The sequence below is a fragment of the Kribbella ginsengisoli genome (assembly GCF_039537185.1).
GTDB lineage: Bacteria > Actinomycetota > Actinomycetes > Propionibacteriales > Kribbellaceae > Kribbella > Kribbella koreensis.
In genome coordinates, this window is record NZ_BAABAA010000001.1 from 291,393 (window position 1) to 315,445 (window position 24,053).

The 24,053-nt window shown below is 68.4% G+C and carries 23 protein-coding genes; 13 read left to right on the plus strand and 10 right to left on the minus strand.

Annotated elements, in window-relative coordinates; translation table 11 throughout:
• Nucleotides 1–92 precede the first annotated feature (92 nt).
• The 7 genes from gap (at nucleotide 93) to ABD768_RS43075 (ending at nucleotide 5,020) form a co-directional block, all read left to right on the plus strand.
• Nucleotides 93–1,097, plus strand: a complete 1,005-nt coding sequence (gap, locus tag ABD768_RS01195) for a type I glyceraldehyde-3-phosphate dehydrogenase (protein WP_343972409.1) — start codon at nucleotides 93–95, stop codon at nucleotides 1,095–1,097.
• A gap of 84 nt (nucleotides 1,098–1,181) precedes the next feature.
• The gene (locus ABD768_RS01200; RefSeq protein WP_344836361.1) at nucleotides 1,182–2,384 is read left to right on the plus strand and encodes a phosphoglycerate kinase; all 1,203 of its coding nucleotides are present in this window, start codon (nucleotides 1,182–1,184) and stop codon (nucleotides 2,382–2,384) included.
• A gap of 6 nt (nucleotides 2,385–2,390) precedes the next feature.
• On the plus strand, nucleotides 2,391–3,197 hold the full coding sequence (tpiA, locus tag ABD768_RS01205; protein WP_343972403.1) for a triose-phosphate isomerase: 807 nt from the start codon (nucleotides 2,391–2,393) through the stop codon (nucleotides 3,195–3,197).
• Nucleotides 3,194–3,427: a preprotein translocase subunit SecG gene (gene secG / locus ABD768_RS01210; protein ID WP_343972400.1), complete on the plus strand. Its 234-nt coding sequence runs from the start codon at nucleotides 3,194–3,196 to the stop codon at nucleotides 3,425–3,427. Before tpiA ends, secG begins: the two co-directional genes overlap by 4 nt.
• A gap of 16 nt (nucleotides 3,428–3,443) precedes the next feature.
• Nucleotides 3,444–3,803 carry an RNA polymerase-binding protein RbpA gene (locus ABD768_RS01215; RefSeq protein WP_026162441.1) on the plus strand — a complete coding sequence of 120 codons (360 nt, stop codon included), beginning with the start codon at nucleotides 3,444–3,446 and terminating at the stop codon, nucleotides 3,801–3,803.
• Nucleotides 3,804–3,912: 109 nt separating this feature from the next.
• Complete coding sequence (locus ABD768_RS01220; RefSeq protein WP_344836366.1) at nucleotides 3,913–4,506, plus strand: RICIN domain-containing protein; 594 nt, start codon at nucleotides 3,913–3,915, stop codon at nucleotides 4,504–4,506.
• A 13-nt stretch (nucleotides 4,507–4,519) separates the two neighbouring features.
• Nucleotides 4,520–5,020, plus strand: a complete 501-nt coding sequence (locus ABD768_RS43075; RefSeq protein WP_425558398.1) for an RICIN domain-containing protein — start codon at nucleotides 4,520–4,522, stop codon at nucleotides 5,018–5,020.
• Here the strand turns inward: ABD768_RS43075 and ABD768_RS01225 are convergent.
• The 7 genes from ABD768_RS01225 to tkt all read right to left on the minus strand — a co-directional run bounded on the left by ABD768_RS01225 (nucleotide 4,959) and on the right by tkt (nucleotide 14,454).
• Nucleotides 4,959–5,768, minus strand: coding sequence for an isocitrate lyase/PEP mutase family protein (locus ABD768_RS01225; RefSeq protein WP_344836368.1), 810 nt, complete (start codon nucleotides 5,766–5,768; stop codon nucleotides 4,959–4,961). The two genes, ABD768_RS43075 and ABD768_RS01225, sit on opposite strands and share 62 nt — an antisense overlap.
• Before the next feature lie 83 nt (nucleotides 5,769–5,851).
• On the minus strand, nucleotides 5,852–6,634 hold the full coding sequence (pgl, locus tag ABD768_RS01230) for a 6-phosphogluconolactonase (protein ID WP_344836370.1): 783 nt from the start codon (nucleotides 6,632–6,634) through the stop codon (nucleotides 5,852–5,854).
• Complete coding sequence (locus ABD768_RS01235) at nucleotides 6,631–7,881, minus strand: glucose-6-phosphate dehydrogenase assembly protein OpcA (RefSeq protein WP_344836373.1); 1,251 nt, start codon at nucleotides 7,879–7,881, stop codon at nucleotides 6,631–6,633. Before ABD768_RS01235 ends, pgl begins: the two co-directional genes overlap by 4 nt.
• On the minus strand, nucleotides 7,878–9,425 hold the full coding sequence (zwf, locus tag ABD768_RS01240) for a glucose-6-phosphate dehydrogenase (protein WP_343972383.1): 1,548 nt from the start codon (nucleotides 9,423–9,425) through the stop codon (nucleotides 7,878–7,880). Before zwf ends, ABD768_RS01235 begins: the two co-directional genes overlap by 4 nt.
• 97 nt (nucleotides 9,426–9,522) lie before the next feature.
• Entirely contained in the window at nucleotides 9,523–11,136 is a 1,614-nt protein-coding gene (locus tag ABD768_RS01245; protein WP_344836376.1) for a glucose-6-phosphate isomerase, read from the minus strand.
• Nucleotides 11,133–12,242: a transaldolase gene (tal, locus tag ABD768_RS01250; protein ID WP_344836378.1), complete on the minus strand. Its 1,110-nt coding sequence runs from the start codon at nucleotides 12,240–12,242 to the stop codon at nucleotides 11,133–11,135. Before tal ends, ABD768_RS01245 begins: the two co-directional genes overlap by 4 nt.
• 34 nt (nucleotides 12,243–12,276) lie before the next feature.
• Complete coding sequence (tkt, locus tag ABD768_RS01255; protein WP_343972374.1) at nucleotides 12,277–14,454, minus strand: transketolase; 2,178 nt, start codon at nucleotides 14,452–14,454, stop codon at nucleotides 12,277–12,279.
• A 428-nt stretch (nucleotides 14,455–14,882) separates the two neighbouring features.
• Here tkt and ABD768_RS01260 point away from each other — a divergent pair, with 428 nt between their 5' ends.
• Together ABD768_RS01260 and ABD768_RS01265 are read left to right on the plus strand one after the other, a co-directional pair.
• Nucleotides 14,883–15,854: a heme o synthase gene (locus ABD768_RS01260; RefSeq protein ID WP_425552107.1), complete on the plus strand. Its 972-nt coding sequence runs from the start codon at nucleotides 14,883–14,885 to the stop codon at nucleotides 15,852–15,854.
• Between the two features lie 824 nt (nucleotides 15,855–16,678).
• Nucleotides 16,679–17,704, plus strand: coding sequence for a ScyD/ScyE family protein (locus ABD768_RS01265; RefSeq protein ID WP_344836381.1), 1,026 nt, complete (start codon nucleotides 16,679–16,681; stop codon nucleotides 17,702–17,704).
• Here ABD768_RS01265 and ABD768_RS01270 read toward each other — a convergent pair.
• From ABD768_RS01270 to ABD768_RS01280, 3 genes are all read right to left on the minus strand, one after another.
• Complete coding sequence (locus tag ABD768_RS01270; RefSeq protein ID WP_344836384.1) at nucleotides 17,697–18,623, minus strand: COX15/CtaA family protein; 927 nt, start codon at nucleotides 18,621–18,623, stop codon at nucleotides 17,697–17,699. The two genes, ABD768_RS01265 and ABD768_RS01270, sit on opposite strands and share 8 nt — an antisense overlap.
• Before the next feature lie 25 nt (nucleotides 18,624–18,648).
• Entirely contained in the window at nucleotides 18,649–19,425 is a 777-nt protein-coding gene (locus ABD768_RS01275; RefSeq protein WP_343972365.1) for an ABC transporter permease, read from the minus strand.
• A 103-nt stretch (nucleotides 19,426–19,528) separates the two neighbouring features.
• The gene (locus tag ABD768_RS01280) at nucleotides 19,529–20,248 is read right to left on the minus strand and encodes an ABC transporter ATP-binding protein (protein WP_344836386.1); all 720 of its coding nucleotides are present in this window, start codon (nucleotides 20,246–20,248) and stop codon (nucleotides 19,529–19,531) included.
• Between the two features lie 127 nt (nucleotides 20,249–20,375).
• On the opposite strand from ABD768_RS01280, the gene ABD768_RS01285 reads away from it, so the two are divergent.
• The 4 genes from ABD768_RS01285 to ABD768_RS01300 are packed head-to-tail and all read left to right on the plus strand — an operon-like array spanning nucleotide 20,376 to nucleotide 24,041.
• Nucleotides 20,376–21,104, plus strand: coding sequence for a helix-turn-helix transcriptional regulator (locus tag ABD768_RS01285; protein ID WP_344836389.1), 729 nt, complete (start codon nucleotides 20,376–20,378; stop codon nucleotides 21,102–21,104).
• On the plus strand, nucleotides 21,101–22,513 hold the full coding sequence (sufB, locus tag ABD768_RS01290; RefSeq protein WP_343972359.1) for a Fe-S cluster assembly protein SufB: 1,413 nt from the start codon (nucleotides 21,101–21,103) through the stop codon (nucleotides 22,511–22,513). Before ABD768_RS01285 ends, sufB begins: the two co-directional genes overlap by 4 nt.
• On the plus strand, nucleotides 22,513–23,703 hold the full coding sequence (gene sufD, locus ABD768_RS01295) for a Fe-S cluster assembly protein SufD (protein ID WP_344836392.1): 1,191 nt from the start codon (nucleotides 22,513–22,515) through the stop codon (nucleotides 23,701–23,703). The genes sufB and sufD overlap by 1 nt, the downstream gene beginning before the upstream one ends.
• Nucleotides 23,704–23,705: 2 nt before the next feature.
• Complete coding sequence (locus tag ABD768_RS01300) at nucleotides 23,706–24,041, plus strand: non-heme iron oxygenase ferredoxin subunit (RefSeq protein WP_328324176.1); 336 nt, start codon at nucleotides 23,706–23,708, stop codon at nucleotides 24,039–24,041.
• Nucleotides 24,042–24,053 lie beyond the last annotated feature (12 nt).

Here is a 24,053-nt window from a genome sequence, read left to right on the forward strand (position 1 = left end):
GTGGACGGTACCAGTGGATCAAGTGGGCTGTTGGGCTAGTGTTTCGGGTGTAGCGGCAGTGCTCGAAAGCTAGTTTGAGGAGACGTAGTCCCGTGACCGTACGCGTAGGTATCAACGGCTTCGGCCGGATCGGCCGTAACTTCTTCCGCGCCGTGCAGGCGTCCGGTGCCGACATCGAGGTCGTCGCCGTCAACGACTTGACCGACAACCAGACCCTGGCCCACCTGCTCAAGTACGACTCGATCCTGGGCCGTTTCCCCGGTGACGTGTCTGCCACCGACACCGACATCAGCGTCGGCGACCACAGCTTCAAGGCGTTCGCCGAGCGCGACCCCGCGAACCTGAAGTGGTCCGACGTGGGCGCCGACATCGTGATCGAGTCGACCGGCTTCTTCACCGACGCCACCAAGGCCAAGACGCACGCCGACAACGGCGCCAAGAAGGTCATCATCTCCGCCCCGGCGAAGAACGAGGACCTGACCATCGTGATGGGCGTCAACCACGAGCTCTACGACGCGGACCAGCACACCGTCATCTCGAACGCGTCCTGCACGACGAACTGCCTCGCGCCGATGGCCAAGGCCATCCACGACGAGTTCGTCATCCAGCAGGGCCTGATGACCACGGTCCACGCCTACACCCAGGACCAGAACCTGCAGGACGGCCCGCACTCCGACCTGCGTCGCGCCCGCGCCGCGGCGATCAACGTCGTGCCGACCTCGACCGGCGCCGCCAAGGCGATCGGCCTGGTCCTGCCGGAGCTCAAGGGCAAGCTGGACGGCTACGCGCTGCGCGTCCCGGTCCCGACCGGCTCGGCCACCGACCTGACCGTCAACGTCGGCCGGGAGACCTCGGTCGAAGAGGTCAACGCCGCCGTCAAGGCCGCTGCCGAGGGTGCGCTCAAGGGCTACCTGCGGTACACCGAGGACCCGATCGTGTCGAGCGACATCGTCACCGACCCGGCCTCCTGCATCTTCGACGCCGGCCTGACCAAGGTGCTCGGCAACCAGGTGAAGGTCGTCGGCTGGTACGACAACGAGTGGGGCTACTCCAACCGCCTCGTCGACCTGGTCACCTACGTCGGCGCCTCGCTCTGACGTTCCTTTCCACAGCTTGCGTCCGAAGGTGACCCTGGTGTCGCTTCGGGCGCAAGCCTGTTTCCAGACAGGACAGCAAGAACGATGAAGACCATCGAAGACCTCGGCGACCTGGCCGGGCGCCGGGTGCTGGTGCGCTCCGACCTGAACGTGCCGATCAAGGGTGACGAGATCGGCGACGACGGCCGCATCCGGGCCAGCGTGCCGACCCTGCTGAAGCTGGCCAAGGCCGGTGCCAAGGTGATCGTGACCGCCCACCTCGGCCGGCCCAAGGGCAAGCCGAACCCCGACTTCACGCTGGCGCCGGTCGCCAAGCGACTCGGCGAGCTGCTGCAGCCCGAAGGCGTCAAGGTGCGGTTCGCCACCGACGTCACCGGCGACAGCGCGCAGGAGGCCGTCCAGGAGCTCGACGAGGGCGAGGTGCTGCTGCTCGAGAACGTCCGGTACGACCCCCGCGAGGAGAGCAAGGACGAGGCCGAGCGCGGCGCGCTGGCCGAGGAGCTCGCGGGCCTGGCCGACGTGTTCGTCAGCGACGGCTTCGGTGTCGTGCACCGCAAGCAGGCCAGCGTGTACGACGTGGCCGGCAAGCTCCCGCACGCCGCCGGCGGCCTGGTGCTCGCCGAGGTCGAGGTGCTGAAGAAGCTCACCGAGAGCCCGGCCCGCCCGTACGTCGTCGTCCTGGGTGGCGCGAAGGTGTCGGACAAGCTGGCCGTGATCGACAACCTGCTGGCCAAGGCCGACAAGCTGCTGATCGGCGGTGGCATGGTCTTCACGTTCCTGAAGGCGCAGGGCCACGAGGTCGGCAAGAGCCTGCTCGAGGAAGACCAGCTGGACACGGTCAAGGGCTACCTGGAGGCCGCGAAGGCCAAGGGCGTCGAGATCGTGCTGCCGACCGACATCGTGGTCGCGCCCGAGTTCAAGGCCGACTCGCCGGCCACCGTCGTCGCCGCGGACACGATCCCGGCCGACCAGCTCGGCCTCGACATCGGCCCGGAGTCCGGCAAGGCGTTCGCCGCGGAGATCGCGTCGGCCAAGACGGTGTTCTGGAACGGCCCGATGGGTGTCTTCGAGATGGCGGCGTTCGCGGGTGGAACCAAGGCCGTGGCGCAGGCGTTGACCGAGGTGGATGGACTGAGTGTGGTGGGTGGTGGTGACTCCGCGGCCGCAGTACGGCAGCTGGGCTTCGCCGACGACCAGTTCGGCCACATCTCGACCGGTGGCGGCGCGTCACTGGAATACCTGGAGGGCAAAGAGCTCCCGGGTCTGGCTGTGCTGGAAGAGGACTGACTACCTATGGCTGACAACGCTGCCCGTACGCCGTTGATGGCGGGCAACTGGAAGATGAATGTCAACCACGTCGAGGCCGTGCACCTGCTGCAGAAGCTGAGCTGGACGCTGCAGGACAAGAAGCACGACTTCGAGCGGGTCGAGGTGGCCGTGCTGCCGCCGTTCACCGACATCCGCAGCGTGCAGACGCTGGTCGACGGCGACCGGATGAAGATCGTCTACGGCGCGCAGGACATCTCCGTGCACGACGAGGGCGCGTACACCGGCGAGATCTCGGCGGCGATGCTGTCGAAGCTCGGCGTCACCTACGTGCTGGCGGGTCACTCCGAGCGCCGGCAGTACCACGGCGAGGACGACGCGACCGTGAACGCCAAGGCCACCAAGGCGCTCGCGGCCGGGATCACCCCGATCGTCTGCGTCGGCGAGGGGCTCGAGGTCCGCAAGGCCGACGGCCACGTCGAGCACTGCCTCGGCCAGGTCGACGGCGCGATCGCCGGGCTGAAGCCGGACGACGTCCGCAAGATCGTGATCGCCTACGAACCGGTCTGGGCGATCGGTACCGGCGAGGTCGCCACCCCCGAGGACGCGCAGGAAGTCTGCGCCGCGATCCGGGGCCGGCTGGAGGAGATTTCACCGGCAGTGGCCGACTCGGTACGGATTCTTTATGGGGGGTCGGTGAAGATGGCCAGTGCAGGTGGCATCATGGCCCAGCCGGATGTCGACGGCTGCCTGGTGGGTGGAGCAAGCCTCAAGGTGGACGAGTTCGCCGGTATCTGCCGTTACCTGGACCTTCAGTTAGGCTACTCCTCGTGATTCTCGCTTTCTCGATCGTCGTCATCATCTGCAGCCTGATCCTCACGCTGCTCGTGCTGCTGCACAAAGGCCGCGGTGGTGGCCTTTCCGACCTGTTCGGCGGCGGCGTCTCGTCCAGCCTGGGCGGGTCGTCGGTGGCCGAGCGGAACCTCGACCGGATCACGATCGGCGTCGGCCTGATCTGGTTCGCCGCCATCGTCGGGCTCGGCCTGCTGTACAAGCTCGGCTGAGAGGGGAGACGCTCCCGTGGCTGGTGGTGGCAGTGCTATTCGTGGCAGCCGGGTAGGCGCCGGACCGATGGGTGAGGCGGAGCGCGGCGACACCGCGCCCCGCCAGCGGGTCGTCTTCTTCTGTGCCAACGGGCACGAGACCGCGACGGTGTTCGCGGTGGAGGCGGCCGTACCGGAGGCCTGGGATTGTCCGAGGTGCGGTCTGCCGACCAGCACCGACGTCAACAACCCACCGCCCCCCACCAAGATCGAGCCGTACAAGACCCACCTCGCGTACGTGAAGGAACGCCGCAGCGAGCAGGAGGCCGCCGAGATCCTCGACGAAGCCCTGCAGAAACTGCGCGCCCGCCGCGCCCGCGGCGAGATCATCTTCTGATCCTCGCTCCCTGCCAGCGCCCGGCCCGTCACCGACGGACCGGGCGCTGACATTTCACACCTTCTCGAAAAGCTGGGACGGCCGGACGCGGCCTGCCAGTCTCTTCCGCATGCGCCCAAGAATCCTGCTGAGCACAGCCCTGCTGGCCGTCACCTTCCTGCTGACGACCGCGCTGCCGTCGACGGCGGTCACCGCGCCACCGGAGCCATTGCCACCCCAAGTCACGAACATCACGGCGTACCCGGCAGGCAAGGTTCTGACCTCCACGGGAGTGCAGAGCCTGTACGGGCCGTTCCGGATCATCAACACCCAGCGGTACTCGTGTCTCACCGACCCGGCCGGGAGCATGACCCCGGGACAGCGGCTCATCCTGTGGAACTGCAGTGGGGGCGAGGACCAGTACTGGTTCGTACGCACCGAGGACGGTCCGGCTTCGCGGATCATCAACGATCACAGCAGTCAGTGCATCGGCGTCGAAGAGGTCCGCAACAACGGCTCCTGGCTCGTCCAGCGCCAGTGCTCGGGTGCGCTCGACCAGTACTGGGACACCCCAGAGCCGAAAGGGGATCGCTACGGCGCCTTCCGGAACTACCAGAGCGGCCAGTACTTCAGCCTGGGCAACGTAGCCGGCCGCGACGGCGTTCCCGTCGTCCAGAACTATGGCTGCGCCTGCCCGGACCAGAACTGGTACTTCAGCTACTAGGGAGCGGACCTTCATGCGCGCACGAATCTTGCTGAGCACAGCTGTGCTGACTGTTGTCTGTCTGGTGAGCGGTGTGAACACTGCGGCGGCGGCGTTCTACTACGGGCCGTTCCGGTTTATCAGTACGGCGCAGCCGCAGCGGTGTGTCACCGTTCCGGCGGGGAGTACGACGCCGGGGCAGCGGTTGATTCTGTGGGACTGCACCGGTGGGCGGGATCAGTACTGGACGTTGTGGGGTGGTGAGGGGCCGGCCTGGCACATTCGCAATCACAACAGCGGGCAGTGCCTTGCGGTTGAGGAGGTCAGGAACAACGGGTCGTGGCTTGTTCAGCGACAGTGCTCACAGTCGCTCGACCAGTTCTGGGACGTTGCGGGACTGGTTGCAGCCTTCCGGAACTACCAGAGTGGTCAGTACATGAGCCTGGGCAGCGGAAGCGGCAATGGGTCGCCGGCTAGCGCGAGCCGAAGAGTTGGTTTAGTTCGGCTTGGGGGATTTGGTTGGTGGCGAAGGTGATCGTGCCGGTGGTTTGGAGTTCGGCGGCGGCTTCGCGGATGAAGGCCAGGGCGGCTCTGGCGATGCTGCCGCCCAGGCTGATTCGGGTGACGCCTGCGTCGAGTAGGGCGTGGGTGGTGAGGGTGCTGGTGCCCAGGCCGATCACGACGTTGAGGGGGCCGTCGATCTCCTTGACGAGAGTGGCGATCGAGTCGAGGTCGTTGACGCCGGGGACGTAGAGGCAGTCGGCGCCGGCCTCGCGGTAGAGGTTGGCTCGGTGGATCGAGTCGGCCAGCGACGTGGGGGAGACCAGGAGTTGGCCGTCGGTGCGGGCGGTCAGGACGAAGTCGGGGCCGGCGGCCTCGCGGGCGGCGACGATGCGGTCGACGGAGAGCTGTTCGGCGTACAGGGTGTTGCCGTCGTAGTCCTCGATGTTGCCGCCGGCCAGGCCTGCTTGCCGGGCCAGGGTGATCGTGTCGGCGACTCGTTCGGGGCTTTCGCCGTACCCGTCCTCCAGATCGCCGTTCACCGGTACGCCGGAAACCTCGGTGATCTGCTGGATGCGCTCGAACATCTGCTCCCGGGAGACCGCCTTCGCCCCGTCAGGGAGCGTGTGGTCGCCCTTGGCCAGCGAGAAGGCGATGCCTGCGCTGGTGGTCGCGATCGCTGGGAAGCCGGCCTCGGCCAGCAGTACGGCGCTGCCCGCGTCCCACGCGTTGGGCATCACGAATCCGGTGGTCGCGTCGTGCAGCTCTCGGAACGTCGTCATGCCGGCCATCGTGCCATCGGCACAGTTCGGCCCGCACCGAAGCGAAGACCCGCTGCCTGAAAGAGCAGCGGGCCTTCGGTACTTCAGTTCCTGGCGAGCTTCGACGCGGCTGCGTCGTCGATCAGCCACAGGGTCCGGTCGATCCCTTGCGGGATCGCCGCCGGCAGATCGCTGGTGCCGGACAGAGCGTCGGCGACCGCGTCCGCCTTGTCCTCGCCGGAGACCACGAACCAGGTCTCCCGTGCGTTCGCCAGCGCCGGGAAGGTGAGCGAGACCCGGGTCGGCGGTGGCTTGGGGGAGTCGAACACCGCGACCGTCGAGCTGTCCACGACGACCCGTGCCGGGTTCTCGGGGAACAGCGACGCGACATGGCCGTCCGGCCCGACACCGAGCATCAGTACGTCGAACGCCGGTACGCCGTCCCCGAACGCCGGCCCATCGCTCTCACTGTCGACAGCGCCGTCACGCGGACCAGCCGCGGCCGCCAGCGTCTCGGCGTACGCCGCAGCGGCCGCCTCAGCGCCTTGACCGCTGTCAGCGGGCATCGGGTGCACCAGCGCCTTGTCGACCGGCACATGGGACAGCAGCGCGTCCCACGCCTGCGTCTCGTTGCGCTCCGGGTCGCCCTCGGGCAGGAAGCGCTCGTCGCCCCACCAGAACTCGACTCGGCCCCAGTCGATCGCAGTACGGGCCGGTGAATCCGCCACGGCCTTGTAGACCACCGCAGCGACGCGGCCGCCGGTCAGTACGACCTGCGCGACCCCGCCGTTGCTCTGGGCGTCGGCCAGCTTGGTGATCAGCCTGGCCGCGACGGCGTGGGCCAGGCCCTCGGCGTCGCGGTTGATCAGGATCGACGGCTCGGTCATGACCGTCCTGCCACCCTCTTGCTCGTGCTCTTCTTGGCCGTCGCCTTCTTGGCGGTGGTCTTCTTCGCGGTGGCCGTCGTCTTGGCCGGCGCCGCCTTCTTGGCTGCCACCGACTTCCGGGCCGACTTCACCGCCGCGCTCGCCTTGCGGACCACTGCCTTGGTGGCGGCGGCCTTCTTCGCGCCAGGCTTCTTCGGCGCCGTCTTCCGGGTCCCGGCCGCGTGCGCCTCGAGCTCAGGCGAGGCGGTCTTCGCCGGTGTTGCCGTACGCCGGGCCGCCTTCTCGGCCGCCGTCTGCGCGGACCGGCGATCGGCCTCGCTGACGACCTTGGCCGACTCCGGCATGTTCTCCCGCTTGACCATGCACGCCAGCGTCTGCGCGTACACGTCGTCGGGGTCCAGCCGCCGCAGCTCCTCGCTCAGCAGCTCGGACGTGTTCCGCCGCTTCAGCGCCACCGGCCGGTCCGGCTGACCAGGGATGCTGAACGTCGCCACCGCACCGTCCGGCCGCGTCAGCGCGATCGGCCCGGCCGGCGTGAACATCCGTACTGCGGTAATGCCCGGCCCTCGCGAGTTCCGCTGCTCCACCGGTACGCCGAGACGGCACTGCAGCCAAGCCGCCATCAAATCCGCCGACGCGTTGCCCTTCGCCGACACCACCTCGGCCCCGGACACATTCGTCGGGTACTGGTCGAGCGCAGCAGCCATCAGCGCCCGCCACGGGGTTAGCCGCGACCACGCGAAGTCCGTGTCGCCCGGCGCATAGCCCTCGGCGCGCGCCGGGAAGTCCACCGCGGCCCGGCGACCAGCAGCCGCGTCGGTCACCCGGCGACGGCCCAACGCACCCAGCGGGTCCTCGTGCGGCACCTTCGGCCCGCCACCCGGCCACCAGACGATGACGGGGGAGTCGGGCAGCAGCAGCGGGGTGATGACCGACTCTGGCACCTTGGCGAGCTCACCGTGCAGCCGCAGCAGCACAGCCTCGCCAGGAATGCCTTCGCCGACCCGTACCTCGGCGTCCAATCCACCCGCGCCCCGGCCCGGACGCAGTATCGCCACCAGCACCCGCGAAGGGTGCTCGCGGCCGGCCTCGTTCGCGGCCTTCATCGCGTCGTGGTGGGACGCCTCGTCGACGACCACCACGATCGTGCCGACCATGCCCATCGCCGGTGAGCCGGCGTTGCGGCGGGCTCGCAGCAGCGCCGACGCGATCTCGCTGGACGTCGTGTTGGTGAGGTCGATGATCATGGCCGCCTCCAAGCGCGTCCGTCGCGGGCGAGCATCTCGTGGGCGGACGTGGGGCCCCAGGCGCCCGACTCGTACTGCTCGGGCTTGCCGTGCTCGGCCCAGTAGTTGATCACCGGGTCGAGGATCTTCCAGCCCAGCTCCACCTCGGTGTGCTGCGGGAACAACGGCGGGTCGCCGAGCAGCACGTCCAGGATCAGCCGCTCGTAGGCCTCCGGCGACGACTCGGTGAAGGAGCCGCCGTACGCGAAGTCCATGTTCACGTCCCGGATCTCCATCATCGTGCCGGGCACCTTGGCGCCGAACCGCATCGTGATGCCCTCGTCCGGCTGGATCCGCATCACCAGGGCGTTCTGGCCGAGCTCCTCGGTCTCCGTCTTGGTGAACGGCAGGTGCGGCGCGCGCTTGAACATCACAGCCACCTCGGTGACGCGACGGCCGAGCCGCTTGCCGGTCCGCAGGTAGAACGGGACGCCGGCCCACCGGCGGGTGTCGACGTCAACGCGCAGCGCGGCGAAGGTCTCGGTCGCCGAGTCCTTCGGGATGCCGTCTTCCTGCAGGTAGCCCTTGACCTTGACACCACCGGCCCAGCCGGCGGCGTACTGGCCGCGTGCGGTGTGCAGGCTGAGGTCCTCGGGCAGCTTGACCGCCGCGAGCACCTTCTTCTTCTCCTGCCGCAGCGACCACGCGTCGAAGGAGACCGGCTCCTCCATCGCGATCAGCGCGAGCAGCTGAAGCAGGTGGTTCTGGATCACGTCCCGGGCGGCGCCGATGCCGTCGTAGTACCCGGCGCGGCCGCCGATGCCGATGTCCTCGGCCATCGTGATCTGCACGTGGTCGACGTAGTGGCTGTTCCAGACCGGCTCGAACATGGCGTTGGCGAACCGCAGCGCCAGCATGTTCTGGACGGTCTCCTTGCCCAGGTAGTGGTCGATCCGGAAGACCGCCTCGGGCGGGAAGACCGACTCGACCACCTGGTTGAGCTCACGAGCGCTCTTCAGGTCGTGCCCGAACGGCTTCTCGATCACCACCCGGCGCCACGATCCCGGCGTCTCCTTGGTCAGGCCGTGCTCGTTCAGCTGCTGCACGACCTGCGGGAACAGGCCCGGCGGGATGGACAGGTAGAACGCGTGGTTGCCACCCGTACCGCGGTTGACGTCGAGCTCGTCGACCGTCTCCTTGAGCCGCTTGAACGCCTCGTCGTCGGTCAGGTCGCCGGGGACGAACCGGAAGCCCTCGGCGAGCTGCTGCCAGACCTCCTCCCGGAAGGGGGTCCGGGCGTGCTCCTTCACCGAGTCGTGCACGATCTGGGCGAAGTCCTGGTTGGTGAAGTCGCGGCGGGCGAAGCCGACCAGCGCGAAGCCGGGCGGCAACAGGCCCCGGTTCGCCAGGTCGTACACCGCCGGCATCAGCTTCTTGCGGGCCAGGTCACCGGTGACGCCGAAGATGACCAGGCTGCAAGGCCCGGCGATCCTCGGAAGCCGCCGGTCCTGGGGATCCCGCAGCGGGTTCACCGGTCCCGTCGATTCCTCAGCGAGCTCGGTCATGAGGCCTCCTGGACTGGACTGAGGAGCGAAGCGACGAGGGAAGGCCAGGAGTTCAGCCTCATGACCCGCCGAGCCGCAGACGAGGCCAAAAGCAGAGTCATGCGCCGCCAGCCTCCGATTTGTCGGGTGCGTCGAGTAGGGAGATGAGCTGCGCTACACCGGTGGCGGGGTCGGTGAGGTGCAGCCGTAGTACGGGACGGCCACGGTCGGCCAGTACGCCGGCGTCGCCCGCGGCCTGGGCCGAGATGAGCGTGCCGAAGCTGAACGGACGGTCCGGGATCTCCACGTCGGACGACTCCGAGGTGGTGATCTGCAGGAAGACACCCTGCGGGTGGCCGCCCTTGTGGTACTGCCCGGTGGAGTGCAGGAAGCGCGGTCCCCAGCCGAAGGTGACCGGACGCTGCGTCCTGCTCGCCAGCGCGGGCCGGATCGCGTGCAGCTTCTCGTCCCGCTCGGAGTCGAGGTACGCCATGACAGCGACGTACCCATCCTCGCCGAGCTGACCCAGCAGCGAGTCGAGCGCACCCGAGACGGTGTCGACACCGTCGAGCAGGCCGTCCGTGCCCCGGACCTCGATCGCGCCGTCGGTGAAGGCGGCCGCCTCCGGCTCCGGCTGAGCGTCGAGCAGACCGCGAGCGGCCTTCTTGGCGCTCTCGACGTCCGGCTGGTCGAACGGGTTGATCCCGAGCAGGTAGCCGGCCACCGCGGTCGCCGTCTCCCACAGCAGGAACTGCCCACCGAGCGAACCCGACGTCAGAGCAGTCGGTACGCCGCTGTTCGCCTTGTCGGCCAGCAGCGCGTGGACGATATCCGGCCAGTCGCTGTTGAGCTCAGGTGCGTGGACACCCTTCACCGCGACCGGCAGGACGCCCTTGCCGAGCTTGCCGGTGCTCTCCGCGATCAGCTGCTCGGCCCAGTCCGGGAACCCGACGATGTCGGAGCCTTCAGCGGCCACGATCGCCTTGTCCCGGCCACCGCTGGCAGCCAGTACTGCGCCCAGCACGAGCGCCGGGTTGTCGACGGAGTCGGCCTGGAGCGCAGGAGCCGCCTCAGCGGCCTGGTCCAGCAGCTCGGCCACGTCGGCCCCGGCGAGAGCCGAGGGAACGAGTCCGAAGGCGGTCAGCGCGCTGTACCGCCCGCCGACGTTCGGGTCGGCGAAGAAGGTCTTGCGGTAGCCCTCGTCGGCCGCCAGCTTCTCGAACGGCGAACCCGGGTCGGTCACGACGATGACCCGGGAGGCCGCGTCGATGCCCGCGTCGGTGAACGCCTTGACGAACACGCGCCGCTGGCTGTCGGTCTCGACGGTGCCGCCGGACTTGCTCGACACCACGATCACGGTGCGCTGCAGGTCACCGGCCAGCGCCCGGGCGATCACGCTCGGGTTGGTCGAGTCGAGGACCACGAGCTCCACACCCGCGGTACGGGTGATGACCTCGGGGGCCAGCGACGAGCCGCCCATGCCGGCCAGCACGATCCGGTCCAGGCCCTCGGCCCGCAGGTCGGCCTGCAGCGCCTCGATCTCGGCCAGCAGCGGCCGCGAGGTGTCGTGCAGGTCGACCCAGTTCAGCCGGATCGCGGACTCGGACTCGGCATCCGGGCCCCAGATGGTCGCGTCCTTCGCGGCGATCCGGGAGGCGATCTTCTCCGACACCAGCCGGTCGATCGTCTCGGCCCATTCGCCGTTCGCAGTGGAAACAGCCGGCTCGGTCACTTCGCGGCCGCCTTCAGCGCCGCGGTGACGGTGTTCTGCAGCTCGGTCCAGGAGACGTCGAACTTGCTGACGCCCTCGTCCTCGAGCAGCTGCACGACCTCGTCGTAGGAGATGCCGAGCTTCTCCAGGTCGGCGATCACCTTGCGGTCACCGTCGTAGTCGCCGGTGACGGTGTCGCCACGGACCTCACCGTGGTCGGCGAAGGCGTCCATCGTTGCCTGCGGCATCGTGTTGACGACGTTGCCGACCACCAGCTCCTCGACGTACAGGGTGTCCTTGTACGCCGGGTCCTTCACGCCCGTGGAGGCCCACAGCGGCCGCTGGACCTTGGCGCCGGTGGTCTCGATCTCGCGCCAGCGGTCGGAGGCGAAGACCTCCTCGAACACCTCGTAGGCCAGCCGCGCGTTGGCGATCGCGGCCTTGCCCTTCAGGGCCAACGCCGCGTCGGTGCCGATGGCATCGAGGCGCTTGTCGATCTCGGTGTCGACCCGGCTGACGAAGAACGACGCGACGCTGGCCAGCTTGGTCACGTCGTGGCCGTTGTCGATCGCCTTCTCGACGCCGCTCAGGAACGCGTCCACGACCGCCTTGTAGCGCTCGAGGGAGAAGATCAGCGTCACGTTCACGCTGATCCCGTTCGCCAGCGTCTCGGTGATCGCCGGGATGCCTTCCTTGGTCGCCGGGATCTTGACGAAGACGTTCTCCCGGCCGACGGTCGCCCACAGCTCCTTGGCCTGGGCGATCGTCTTGGCGGTGTCGCGGGCCAGGCCCGGCTCCACCTCGATCGAGACCCGGCCGTCGACACCGTCGGTGTCGTCGTACACGGGCTTGAACAGGTCGGCCGCGTCCCGCACGTCGTCGGTGGTGATCACCCGGATCGCCTGGTCGGTCGAGACGCCCTCGGCGCCCAGGCGGTTGACCTGCTCGGCGTACGCGTCGGCGTCGGAGATCGCCTTGGCGAAGATGGTCGGGTTGGTGGTCACCCCGCTGACGTGCTGGTCGTGGATCAGGTTCGCCAGGCTGCCGCTGGTCAGCCGCTGCCGGGACAGGTCGTCGAGCCAGATGGAAACGCCGGCGTCGGCGAGGTCTTTCAAACGATCGGTCATGTCCGAAGCCTCCGAAATGTTCTGTTGTGGTTGCTTAGTTGGCGGCGTAGGTGTCTGCCGGACCCACTGGCCCGGCCGCGGCACGTCCTGCCGGTACACCGCTGCCACCGAGCTCGGCTGCCGCGGCGATGCTGTCCTTCGCTGCCTGTACGACGGCTTCGGCCGTGATGCCGAACTCCGTGTACAGCTTCTTGTAGTCGGCCGAAGCGCCGTAGTGCTCCAGGCTGACACTGCGCCCGGCGTCGCCCACCAGCTCGCGCCAGCCGAGCTTGATGCCCGCCTCGACCGAGACGCGGGCCCGGACGTCGACCGGGATGACCGAGTTGCGGTACTCGTCGTCCTGCTCGTCGAACCACTCACGCGACACCAGCGAGACGACCCGGGCCTTGATGCCCTCGGCCGCCAGCGTCTTGCTCGCCTCGACGGCCAGCTGGACCTCCGAGCCGGTGCCGATCAGGATCACGTCGGGGGTGCCGTCCGTGTCTAGCAGCGTGTAGCCGCCCTTGTGCACGTTCTCCGTGGTCGCGTAGCCGTCGGTACCGCGCGGGTACGTCGGGACGTTCTGCCGGGTCAGCACCAGGCCGGCCGGGCGGTCGGTGTGCTCGAGGATGGTCGCCCACGCGGCGGCCGTCTCGTTCGCGTCGGCCGGGCGGACCACGTCCAGGCCGGGGATCGCGCGCAGAGCGGCCAGGTGCTCCACAGGCTGGTGGGTCGGGCCGTCCTCGCCGAGCCCGATCGAGTCGTGCGTCCATACGTAGGTGACCGGCAGCTTCATCAGCGCGGCCAGCCGGACCGACGGGCGCATGTAGTCGCTGAAGACCAGGAAGGTACCGCCGTACGGACGGGTGCCGCCGTGCAGGGCGATCCCGTTCAGCACCGAACCCATGCCGTGCTCGCGGATGCCGAAGTGCAGCACGCGGCCGTACTCGTTGCCCTGGAACTCCTTGGTGGCGTGCTCAGCCGGGATGAACGACGGCTGGCCCTTCGGAGTCGTGTTGTTGGAGCCGGCCAGGTCGGCCGACCCGCCCCACAGCTCGGGCAGCTCCGGCGCGATCTTGGTCAGCACCTCGCCGGATGCGGCGCGGGTGGCGACACCCTTGGCGTCGGCGTCCCAGCTCGGCAGCGCGTCCTTCCAGCCGGCCGGAAGCTCGCGCTTGCCCAGCCGGTCGAACAGGGCGGCCTGGTCGGGGGAGGCCTGGCGCCACGCGTCGTACTTCGTGGTCCACTCGGCCTGCTCCGCCTTGCCGCGCTCAACCGCCTTGCGAGTGTGCGCGATCACGTCGTCGGCCACCTCGAACGACTGCTCCGGGTCGAAGCCGAGGACGGTCTTGGTGGCGGCCACCTCGGCGGCACCCGCGGCCGAGCCGTGGATCTTGCCGGTGTTCTGCGCGTTCGGGGCCGGCCAGCCGATGATCGTGTGCAGCCGGATGAAGGTCGGCTTGTCGGTGACGGCGCGGCCGGCCTCGATCGCGTCGTACAGGGCCTGGACGTCTTCCTCGTAGCCGGTGCCGCCGTTGGTCCAGTCGACGTCGTGGACGTCCCAGCCGTACGCCGCGTAGCGGGCGGCGACGTCCTCGGAGAACGCGATGTTGGTGTCGTCCTCGATGGAGATCTTGTTCGCGTCGTAGATGACCGTCAGGTTGCCGAGCTTCTGGTGGCCGGCGAGCGAGGAGGCCTCGGACGAAACGCCCTCCTCCAGGTCGCCGTCGGAAGCGATCACGTACACCTGGTGGTCGAACAGGCTTTCGCCCTTGGCCGTGTCCGGGTCGAACAGGCCGCGCTCACGACGGGCGGCCATCGCCATGCCGACCGCGTTGCCGACGCCCTGGCCCAGCGGACCGGTGGTGGTCTCGACGCCGGGGGTGTGGCTGTACTCCGGGTGGCCAGGAGTCGCGCTGCCCCAGGTACGGAGCGACTTCAGGTCGTCGAGCTCCAGGCCGAAACCGGCCAGGTAGAGCTGGATGTAGAGGGTCAGGCTGGAGTGCCCGGCCGAGAGGACGAACCGGTCGCGGCCGGCCCAGTGCGGGTCGGCGGGGTTGTGCCGCATCACCTTCTGGAACAGCAGATACGCTGCCGGGGCGAGGCTCATCGCCGTACCGGGGTGGCCGTTGCCGACCTTCTCCACGGCGTCCAGCGCGAGGACCCGCACGGTGTCGACCGCGCGCTTGTCGAGCTCGGTCCAGTCAAGCTTGGGGCTGGTCTTCTCCGTCACGCCGGCGGCGCTCCTCTCGATAGCTGCTGACACTGCAGACACTGACGCTCGAGGATCCGGCCGGACGCTTGCGTCCCACGCCGTCGCGCCCCCTCGCGTCACCGTGAGCGAGCCTACTCGCCCAGTCGTCCCGAGCCCTTCATACCTCCGCAACCGGGACCGGGGCGTCGTTGTTCCCCGGTCGGCCGCGGCGTCTGGCAGATCACATCGGTACCCCTCTCGACGGTGTCCACGCTCCTTATTCCACAGCTTGATTACCGCTGTCCGACGGGCGCGTTACTTACCCGCCACGGTTGTCCGGCGGACTGTCACCGGCGGGCCGGCGACACCCCGGTACGGGTGGGTGCAAAGGACTCCTACGGGCCGTCGTAGACTGTCGAACCGTCAGCGCCGGTCCCCGGCGTCAACCCACTCAGTTCGAGGTGTTCGTGACGGCCGTCGACCCGCGTCCAGCCGCGACGACGTCGTACCCGGCGCCGCTCCCGTTGGACCCAGCCCTCGAGGTGCCCGGTCCGTCGGTACGCGACGTGATCAAGGCGTACGTCGGTCTGACCAAGCCGCGCATCATCGAGCTCCTGCTGATCACCACCGTGCCGGTGATGTTCCTGGCCGCCGGGGGAGTCCCCGGGCTGGGTGTCGTCGCCGCCACCCTGGTCGGTGGGATCCTGGCCGCCGGTAGCGCGAACACGATCAACTGCGTGCTCGACCGCGACATCGACGAGCAGATGCGCCGTACCCGCCGCCGTCCGTTGCCCCGGCACGCGGTCAGCCCGCGCTCGGCGACCGTCTTCGGCATCGTCCTGGGCATCCTGGCGACGATCGAGCTCGGCCTGCTGGTCAACTGGCTCTCGTCGCTGCTCGCGCTGGCGGCGAACGCGTTCTACGTCTTCGGCTACACGATGGTGCTGAAGCGCCGTACCGTCCAGAACATCGTCTGGGGCGGGATCGCGGGCTGTTTCCCGACCCTGATCGGCTGGACCTCGGTTACCGGCTCGCTTGCCTGGACCCCGCTGGTGCTCTTCGGAGTGGTCTTCTTCTGGACGCCGCCGCACACCTGGGCGCTGGCGATGCGCTACCGCGAGGACTACGCCTCCGTGGACGTCCCGATGCTCCCGGTAGTCGCCACCGCGGTCCAGACGGCCCGCCAGATCCTCGTCTACTCGATCGTCATGGTCATCACGTCGATCGCGCTGTGGCCGGTCGGCGGTACCGGCTGGGTCTATCCCTTGGCTGCTGTTGTCCTAGGCGTCGTCTTCCTCCGCGAAGCCTTCGCCCTCCTCGCCCGGGCCAACACCGGCGCCGACGGAGCAGCCCTCCGCCCGATGCGCCTGTTCCACTTCTCCAACATCTACCTGGCCCTCCTCTTCATCGCCGCAGCCATCGACCCGCTGCTTCGCTAGTACTTGCGGGTCGGTGCGGCCGAGGTGCTCTGGATCGCGTCGCCGACCATCCACCAAGTACTCCACCCGCCATTGACGGGTTTTCGGCCCGGGATGGGTCCGGCGCAGCCAGTTCGCCCTCCCACTGCCAGGTCTTCGTACCGCTGGCGTCAAGCATCACGCCATCGACACCAAACCCGTCAGCGAACACCGTTTCTTCGCCCGCTGACGCCCTACAGGCCGCCAGCGGCCGAACAAGCCGCCGTCCAACCCCACGAACACCCGCCGGGGCGTGTGATCGGCTGCGGGATCACGTTGTTGGTGATTGGTCGTCGCTGGGTGCAAGGTTGTTGCCGCTTATCCCCGTGGATTGGTCAGCTCGGTGGGTTGGGGAGGATTCTCCTCGCCGCTGGGGTGCCAAATGGCCCGGATAGGGCGTAAAAGCCTCCCCGCTTGCCCCTCGACCGGCCTTGCCATCGCCGCCCCGGGACACGAGCCGCCTTGGCAAGGTGACCCATCGGCTCAGACCGCGCACCACAGTCCCTCACCGCGAGCACCCCGCATCCACACCGGCCTCACGTGGCCGGCCACGCACCCCGCGAACCCCGCGTACACAAGGTGCCCGTTGGGGCAGGGGTGGTTGCCTCATCGGCCTATGTGCCGTCGGTACACGGGTGGTGGCGGTGTGCTTTCCCGTTGACCCGGAAGGGATGCGGTGTTGCCATGAAGGGTCCGTGGGGGGCGGCTCCACGCTGGGGGGACGGGGAATGTAGGGGGCAGTAGTGCGAGGGAGAACGGTACGAATAGCGGCTGTGGCCGTGGTGGCCTTGGTTGGGTCGGGGCTCGTGGCGGGGCAGGCTGAAGGTACTGGGGGACACAGCAGCCTTAAGCCGGTAGTAACCGGGCTGAACGGGCCGCGAGGGGTTGCGGCCAAGGGGTCCAAGATCGTCTACAGCGTCGGCGACGGGTCGGTCTACGAGGCCTGGGGGTATGCGACCAACAAGGGGATCAAGAAGCTCGGTACCGTGCCGGGCGGCTTCCCACCGGCGATCGATACCGATCGGTGGGGCAGGACGTACGCGCTGACGGGCGCCGGTGGTGAGCCTGGTCAGCCGCTTCCGCCAGGTGGCGCGACCCTGTTCCGGATGCGGCCGGGTAAGGCACCGCTCGCGGTGGCGAACATCGCGAAGTACCAGGCACACGACCCGGATCCGTACAACCTGGCCGACGAGCCGACCGAGTCGAATCCGTTCGGCGTGGCTGCGTTGCGTGACGGGACCGTCCTGGTCTCCGATGCGGCGGGCAACGACCTGCTGCGCGTCTGGCCGAACGGCAAGATCAAGACGGTGGCCCGGCTGAAGCCGCGCGTCGTCAAGGCACCGGCTGAGTTCGGTGGTCAGCTGATGCCGGCCGAGGCCGTTGCCACGTCGGTGACCGTGGGATCCGACGGCTACTACTACGTGGGCGAGCTGCGTGGCTTCCCCGCGACGGCAGGGACGTCGGAGATCTGGCGGATCAAACCAGGCTCGGTCAACGCGGTCTGCGACCCGCTGAAGCCCAACAAGGGCAACTGCAAGCGGTACGCCGATGGCTACACCTCGATCGTCGACCTGGCCGGCGGGCCGCACGGCACCATCGCAGTGGTCGAGTTGGCCAAGGCCACCTGGCTCGCAGCCGAGGGACCCAGCACCGAACCGGTGATCGGCTCGCTCTACCTGCAGTACCAGGGTCGCAACCACAAGGCCGGCTACAAGAAGGAACTTGCCAAGGGCAAGCTCGTCCTGCCGGCCGGTGCGGCGATCAACAAGTGGGGCGATGTGTTCGTGTCATCGCCGCTCTTCGGCCCGGGAGCGATCTACCGGATCAAGTAGCCGGCGTTCCGCGTTCGCCGTACACCGCGGTGACCAGAGCGATCAGCAGACCGGCCATGAACATGTGGACCAGTACCAGACCCCACGGCAGGCCGGTGAAGTACTGAGTGAAGCCGACCGCACCCTGTAACAGCTCTACCGCCAGCAACCAGGCAGCGAGCTTGCGCAGGGTGCGGGAGGTCGCCGTCACGCGGGTCGCGATCACCAGCGCGATCGAGACACCCAGCAGCGCGAACACGCTGTCAGAGTGCAGCTGGCTGATGATCTCTGGGTCGAAGCCATTGCGGCCGGTCTCCGGGTCTCCTGAGTGCGGCCCGGCACCGGTGACGACAGTGCCGAGGGCAACGGTCAGCCAGACGCACACCACAGAAGCGGTTGCCAGCGCCCGGACCACTGGGGGAGTGTGCGGATAAGGACTGGTCCGCGATCGCCGCATCATCGCCACGGTCAGCGTGATGATGATCGGCGACACCAGGAAGTGCGCCGACACGATCCACGGGTTGAGGCCGGTGAGAACGCTGATTCCACCGATGACGGCCTGCAGAGGCACACCTAGTGCGGCCGCCGTCGCGAGCCGGCGCAGGTCGGTACGCCGGGGCCGGTACCGCATCACGACGAGCCAGGTGCAGATCGCGACCGCGGCGACCACGAACCCGAGCATCCGGTTCCCGAACTCGATCGCGCCGTGGTACCCGAGCGCGCTGTGCGGGACGTACGACTCGTCGGTGCAGGACGGCCAGGTCGGGCAGCCCAGTCCGGAGCCGGTCAGCCGGACCAGTCCGCCGGTCACCACGATGCCGATGTTGACGATCACCGAGGCCCAGCCCCAGCGGCGGACGACGTCCAGACTCGGCTCTGGCACCAGTCGCCAGAATCCGCTGACGGGCTCGGTCGGGTGGGCGGGCGCTTCCGTGGTCACCGGCACACTCTAGAGAAGGCTCTGCTCAGTCCCACCGGAAGGTCCGGGACACCAGGTATCCGAGCACCGCCGCCCAGAGCGCCAGGGACAGTGCGGCGGCCCACGGCACAACGCCTTCCAGGGTGGAGTTCGCCAGTCCGTTGGCGAGCGCAGCACTCGGCAGTAGCCGTACTACGCCCTGCATGCTCTCGGGGTACTCCTCGACCGGCGTCATGATGGCCCCGCCGACCAACAGCAGCAGGTACAGGAGGTTCGCCGCTGCCAGGGTTGCCTCGGCCCGCAGTACGCCGGCCATCAGCAACCCGAGCGACGCGAAGGCCGCAGTACCGCACAGCACCATCAGTACGACGCCAACGACGGCAGTAGCTCCACCGACCGGCTTCCACCCCAGCGCGAACCCAGCACCGATCAGCACTGTCAGCTGGATCACCTGGATCGCCAGGACCGACCCGATCTTCCCGGCCAGCAGCCCAGTGCGGGACAGGGGAGAGGCCCCCAGCCGCTTGATGACCCCGTACCGCCGCTCGAACCCAGTAGCGATGGCCAGCGACGTGAACGACGTCGACAACACTGCCAATGCCAGCACCCGCGGTACCGCGAGGTCCACCGCCGGCCCGTCCCCGAGCGGCAACCGGTCACCCAGCCCAGTGCCGCCCAGAAGCAGCAACAACCCCAACGGGATCACCAGAGCAAGCAGCAACTGCTCCCCGTTACGCAGTAGCAGCCGGAACTCCATCACCGCATGCGAGTAGACCTTGCGCGGCCACGGAGCACTTTGCGGATGAGGTGCATACGTGGTCATCGGGCCTCCCGGTCTGGACTGAGGAGCGAAGCGACGAGGGAGGACCGGGAGTTCAGCCCGATGACCCGCCGAGCCGAAGGCGAGGCCGAAAGCACAGCAATGCTCACTTGGTGCGCTCCCGAGCCGTCAGCGCCAGGTACACATCTTCGAGCGACTTGGCGCCGTGCTCGGTCAGTACGTCGGGGCTGCCGGAGGCGATCACCTTGCCGGCCGACACCACGTGCACCTGGTCGGACAGTTGCTCCGCCTCGTCCATCGCATGCGTGGTCAGCACGACAGTGACCCCGTCGTCGCGCAGGTCCCGGATCAGCTGCCAGATCTCCCGGCGCCCGTGCGGGTCCAGCCCGGTGGTCGGCTCGTCGAGGAAGACGATCTCCGGCCGCCCGACGATCGCCATCGCCAGCGACAGCCGCTGCTTCTGCCCACCGGACAGCCGCCGGTACGGCGTACGCCCACAAGTACCCAGATCGAGTCGCTCGACCAGAGCCGCCAACTCCAGCGGATGACTGTGCAGCGAAGCGACGTACCGGAGCATCTCCAGCGCGCGGACTCCCGACCAGGCGCCGCCCTCCTGCAGCATCACGCCGATCCGGGGCATCAGCTCGTCATGGTCGGCGATCGGGTCGAGTCCGAGCACCCGGACCTGACCCGAGTCCGGCCGGCGGAAGCCTTCGCAGGTCTCCACCGTGGTCGTCTTGCCGGCTCCGTTGGGGCCGAGCACGGACGTCACTGTTGCGCCGGTTACGGTGAGACTGAGCCCGTCGACAGCGGCCTTCTCGCCGTACCGGACGACGAGGTTGTCGATCTCCACCGCGACTGGCACAAGTGCAGCGTAGTAAACGCCTTGACGTGACGCTGCTCACGGTCACCCCAAGTGGCAGGCGCGGCGGTGTGAACCGGTTAGGGCAGCCTTATTTGAAGGGCTCCGGCAATTAGGTGACACTGATGTTGTGAAAACTTCCGCGCAGACCAGCACAGCCCCTGAGGGCACCGCTGTCGCGCGGGACGAGTCCACCCGGGACCGGGTCGCCCGCTCGATCCTGACCAACGGGCCGTCCAGCGCCGCGGTGCTGGCCGAGCGACTCGAACTGACCCCGGCGGCGGTCCGCCGGCACCTCGACCACCTGCTCGAAGCGGGCCTGGTCGAGAGCCGCGAGGAGCGCGTCTACGGCCCCCGCGGCCGTGGCCGTCCCGCCAAGGTCTTCGTGCTGACCGACACCGGCCGGCACGACTTCCACCAGGCCTACGACGACCTGGCCGCGACCGCCCTCCGCTTCATCGCGGAGTCCGGTGGCGACGAGGCCGTCGTGGAGTTCGCCCGGCAACGGGTGGCTGACGTGGAGACGCGGTACCGGGAGCTGCTGGCGGCCGCTCCCGAGAGCGACAAGGCGCAGGTACTGGCCAAGGCGCTCACCGCGGACGGTTACGCCGCCTCGACCATGCAAGCCGGTGCCGGCGAGCAACTGTGCCAGCACCACTGCCCGGTCGCGCACGTGGCCGAGCAGTTCCCGCAGCTGTGCGAGGCCGAGACCGAGGTGTTCTCGAGACTCCTCGGCCGGCACGTCCAGCGGCTGGCCACCATCGCCCACGGCGACGGTGTCTGCACGACGCACATTCCCGGTGCCCCGGCACCGGTTTCCCCTGTATCCGACAGCGAATCTGCGAGGACCACTCGATGACGCAAACCGCTCACCCCGAGCTCGAAGGGCTCGGCACGTACAAGTTCGGCTGGTCCGACAGTGACGCTGCCGGATCCATCGCCAAGCGAGGCCTCAGCGCCGATGTGGTGCGCGGCATCTCGACGCTGAAGAACGAGCCGGAGTGGATGCTGGACCTGCGGATGAAGGGCCTGAAGCTCTTCGACCGCAAGCCGATGCCGTCGTGGGGCGCGGACCTGTCCGGGATCGACTTCGACAACATCAAGTACTTCGTCCGCTCGACGGAGAAGCAGGCCACCAGCTGGGACGAGCTGCCCGAGGACATCAAGAACACCTACGACAAGCTCGGCATCCCGGAGGCGGAGAAGCAGCGCCTGGTCGCCGGCGTCGCCGCGCAGTACGAGTCGGAGGTCGTCTACCACCAGATCCGCGAGGACCTGGAGGCGCAGGGCGTCATCTTCATGGACACCGACACCGGCCTGCGCGAGCACCCGGAGCTGTTCCAGGAGTACTTCGGCTCGGTCATCCCGGTCGGCGACAACAAGTTCGCCGCGCTGAACACGGCGGTCTGGTCCGGCGGCTCGTTCATCTACGTGCCCAAGGGCGTCAAGGTGGACATCCCGCTGCAGGCCTACTTCCGGATCAACACCGAGAACATGGGCCAGTTCGAGCGGACCCTGATCATCGTCGACGAGGACGCCTACGTGCACTACGTCGAGGGCTGTACGGCGCCGATCTACAAGTCGGACTCGCTGCACTCGGCCGTGGTCGAGATCATCGTGAAGAAGGGCGCCCGCTGCCGCTACACGACGATCCAGAACTGGTCGAACAACGTCTACAACCTGGTCACCAAGCGCGCCACCTGCGAAGAGGGCGCGACGATGGAGTGGATCGACGGCAACATCGGTTCCAAAGTGACGATGAAGTACCCGGCCGTGTACCTGATGGGCGAGCACGCCAAGGGCGAGACGCTGTCGATCGCGTTCGCCGGCGAGGGCCAGCACCAAGACGCCGGCTCCAAGATGGTGCACAACGCGCCGTACACGTCCAGCTCGATCATCTCCAAGTCGGTCGCCCGCGGCGGTGGCCGGACGTCGTACCGGGGTCTGGTCGAGGTCGCGCCGGGCGCGCACCACAGCAAGTCCACGGTGCGCTGTGACGCGCTGCTGATCGACACGATCAGCCGCTCCGACACCTACCCGTACGTCGACGTCCGCGAGGACGACGTCGCGATGGGCCACGAGGCGACCGTCTCGAAGGTCAGCGACGACCAGCTCTTCTACCTGATGAGCCGGGGGATGGCGGAGGACGAGGCGATGGCGATGATCGTCCGCGGCTTCATCGAGCCGATCGCCCGCGAGCTCCCGATGGAGTACGCGCTGGAACTGAACCGACTGATCGAGCTGCAGATGGAAGGGGCCGTCGGCTGATGTCAGCCACCGAAACCCTGGTTGCGACCGGTAACCAGGCGCACTCCCACGGACCGGGTTCGCCGGTGCCGTTGCAGGCCCGGAGCGAGCGGACCACGTCGTACGACGTGGCCGACTTCCCGGTGCCGAACGGCCGTGAAGAGGAGTGGCGCTTCACCCCGGTCAAGGCCCTCAAGGCGCTGTTCGCCGACGAGGCCGGCACCGAGACCCCGAAGATCGACGGGCGCGGCCCCGAGGGCATCGTCCTCGAGGGCATCGCGGCCGACGCCGTCAAGGCGCTCACCCCGCAGGACCGGATCGCGGCCGTCGCCTGGAACCAGGCCGCCGAGACCCATGCCGTCCGGATCCCGGCCGAGGCCGAGCTGTCCGAGCCGGTGCACGTGAACGTGGCCAGCCTCGGCGGCCGCGGCTTCGGCCACCTGGTGATCGAGGCCGGCCGGCACAGCCGGGCGACCGTGATCATCGACCACACCGGCAGCGGCGAGTACGCCGGCAACGTCGAGATCGTGGTCGGCGACGGCGCGGAGCTGCGGGTCGTGTCGATCCAGCAGGGCGACAACGAGTCGATCCACGTCGGCCAGCACGACGCCGTGATCGGCCGCGACGCCAAGCTCAACCACGTGGCCGTCACGCTCGGGGGCAAGATCGTCCGGCTGTCCACCAACGTCCGGTACGCCGGTCCGGGTGGCGACGCCGAACTGCTCGGCGTGTACTTCGCGGAGACCAACCAGCACCACGAGAACCGGCTGTTCGTCGACCACGAGGCGATCAACTGCAAGTCGAACGTGCTCTACAAGGGCGCGCTCGCCGGTGACGACGCCCGCTCGGTGTGGATCGGCGACGTGCTGATCCGGGCCGCGGCCGAGGGCACCAACACCTTCGAGCTGAACCGGAACCTGGTGCTCACCGACGGCGCCCGCGCCGACTCGGTGCCGAACCTGGAGATCGAGACCGGCGAGATCGAGGGTGCCGGGCACGCCTCGGCGACCGGCCGGTTCGACGACGAGCAGCTGTTCTACCTGCAGGCTCGCGGCATCCCCGAGGACGAGGCCCGGCGACTGGTGGTGTCCGGCTTCTTCAACGACATCATCGGCCGGATCGGCGTGCCCGAGGTGACCGAGCACCTGCACGACGTGATCGAGCAGAAGCTGGCCCGCGCGGCCGAGCTGAGCGCGGCGGCCAAGGCCTGAGCATGAGCGACTCGTTCGAACGCGCGTGCGCGGTGGCCGACGTCCCCGACGAAGGGGTCGTCGCCACCGAGGTCGGCGGGGTGGAGGTGGCCGTCGTGAAGAGCGAGGGCCAGTACTTCGCCGTCCGCGACGAGTGCTCGCACGCGCAGATCCAGCTGTCCGAGGGCGACGTCGGCAACTGCGAGATCGAGTGCTGGCTGCACGGCTCGCGCTTCAGTCTGAAGACCGGCGAGCCGCTCAGCCTGCCGGCCTACGACCCGGTGCCGGTCTACCCGGTGCGTGTCGACGGCGACGATCTGCTGGTCGACGTCAAGAACCCCCTGAACCAGGCTTCCTAGTAAAGACGGAGA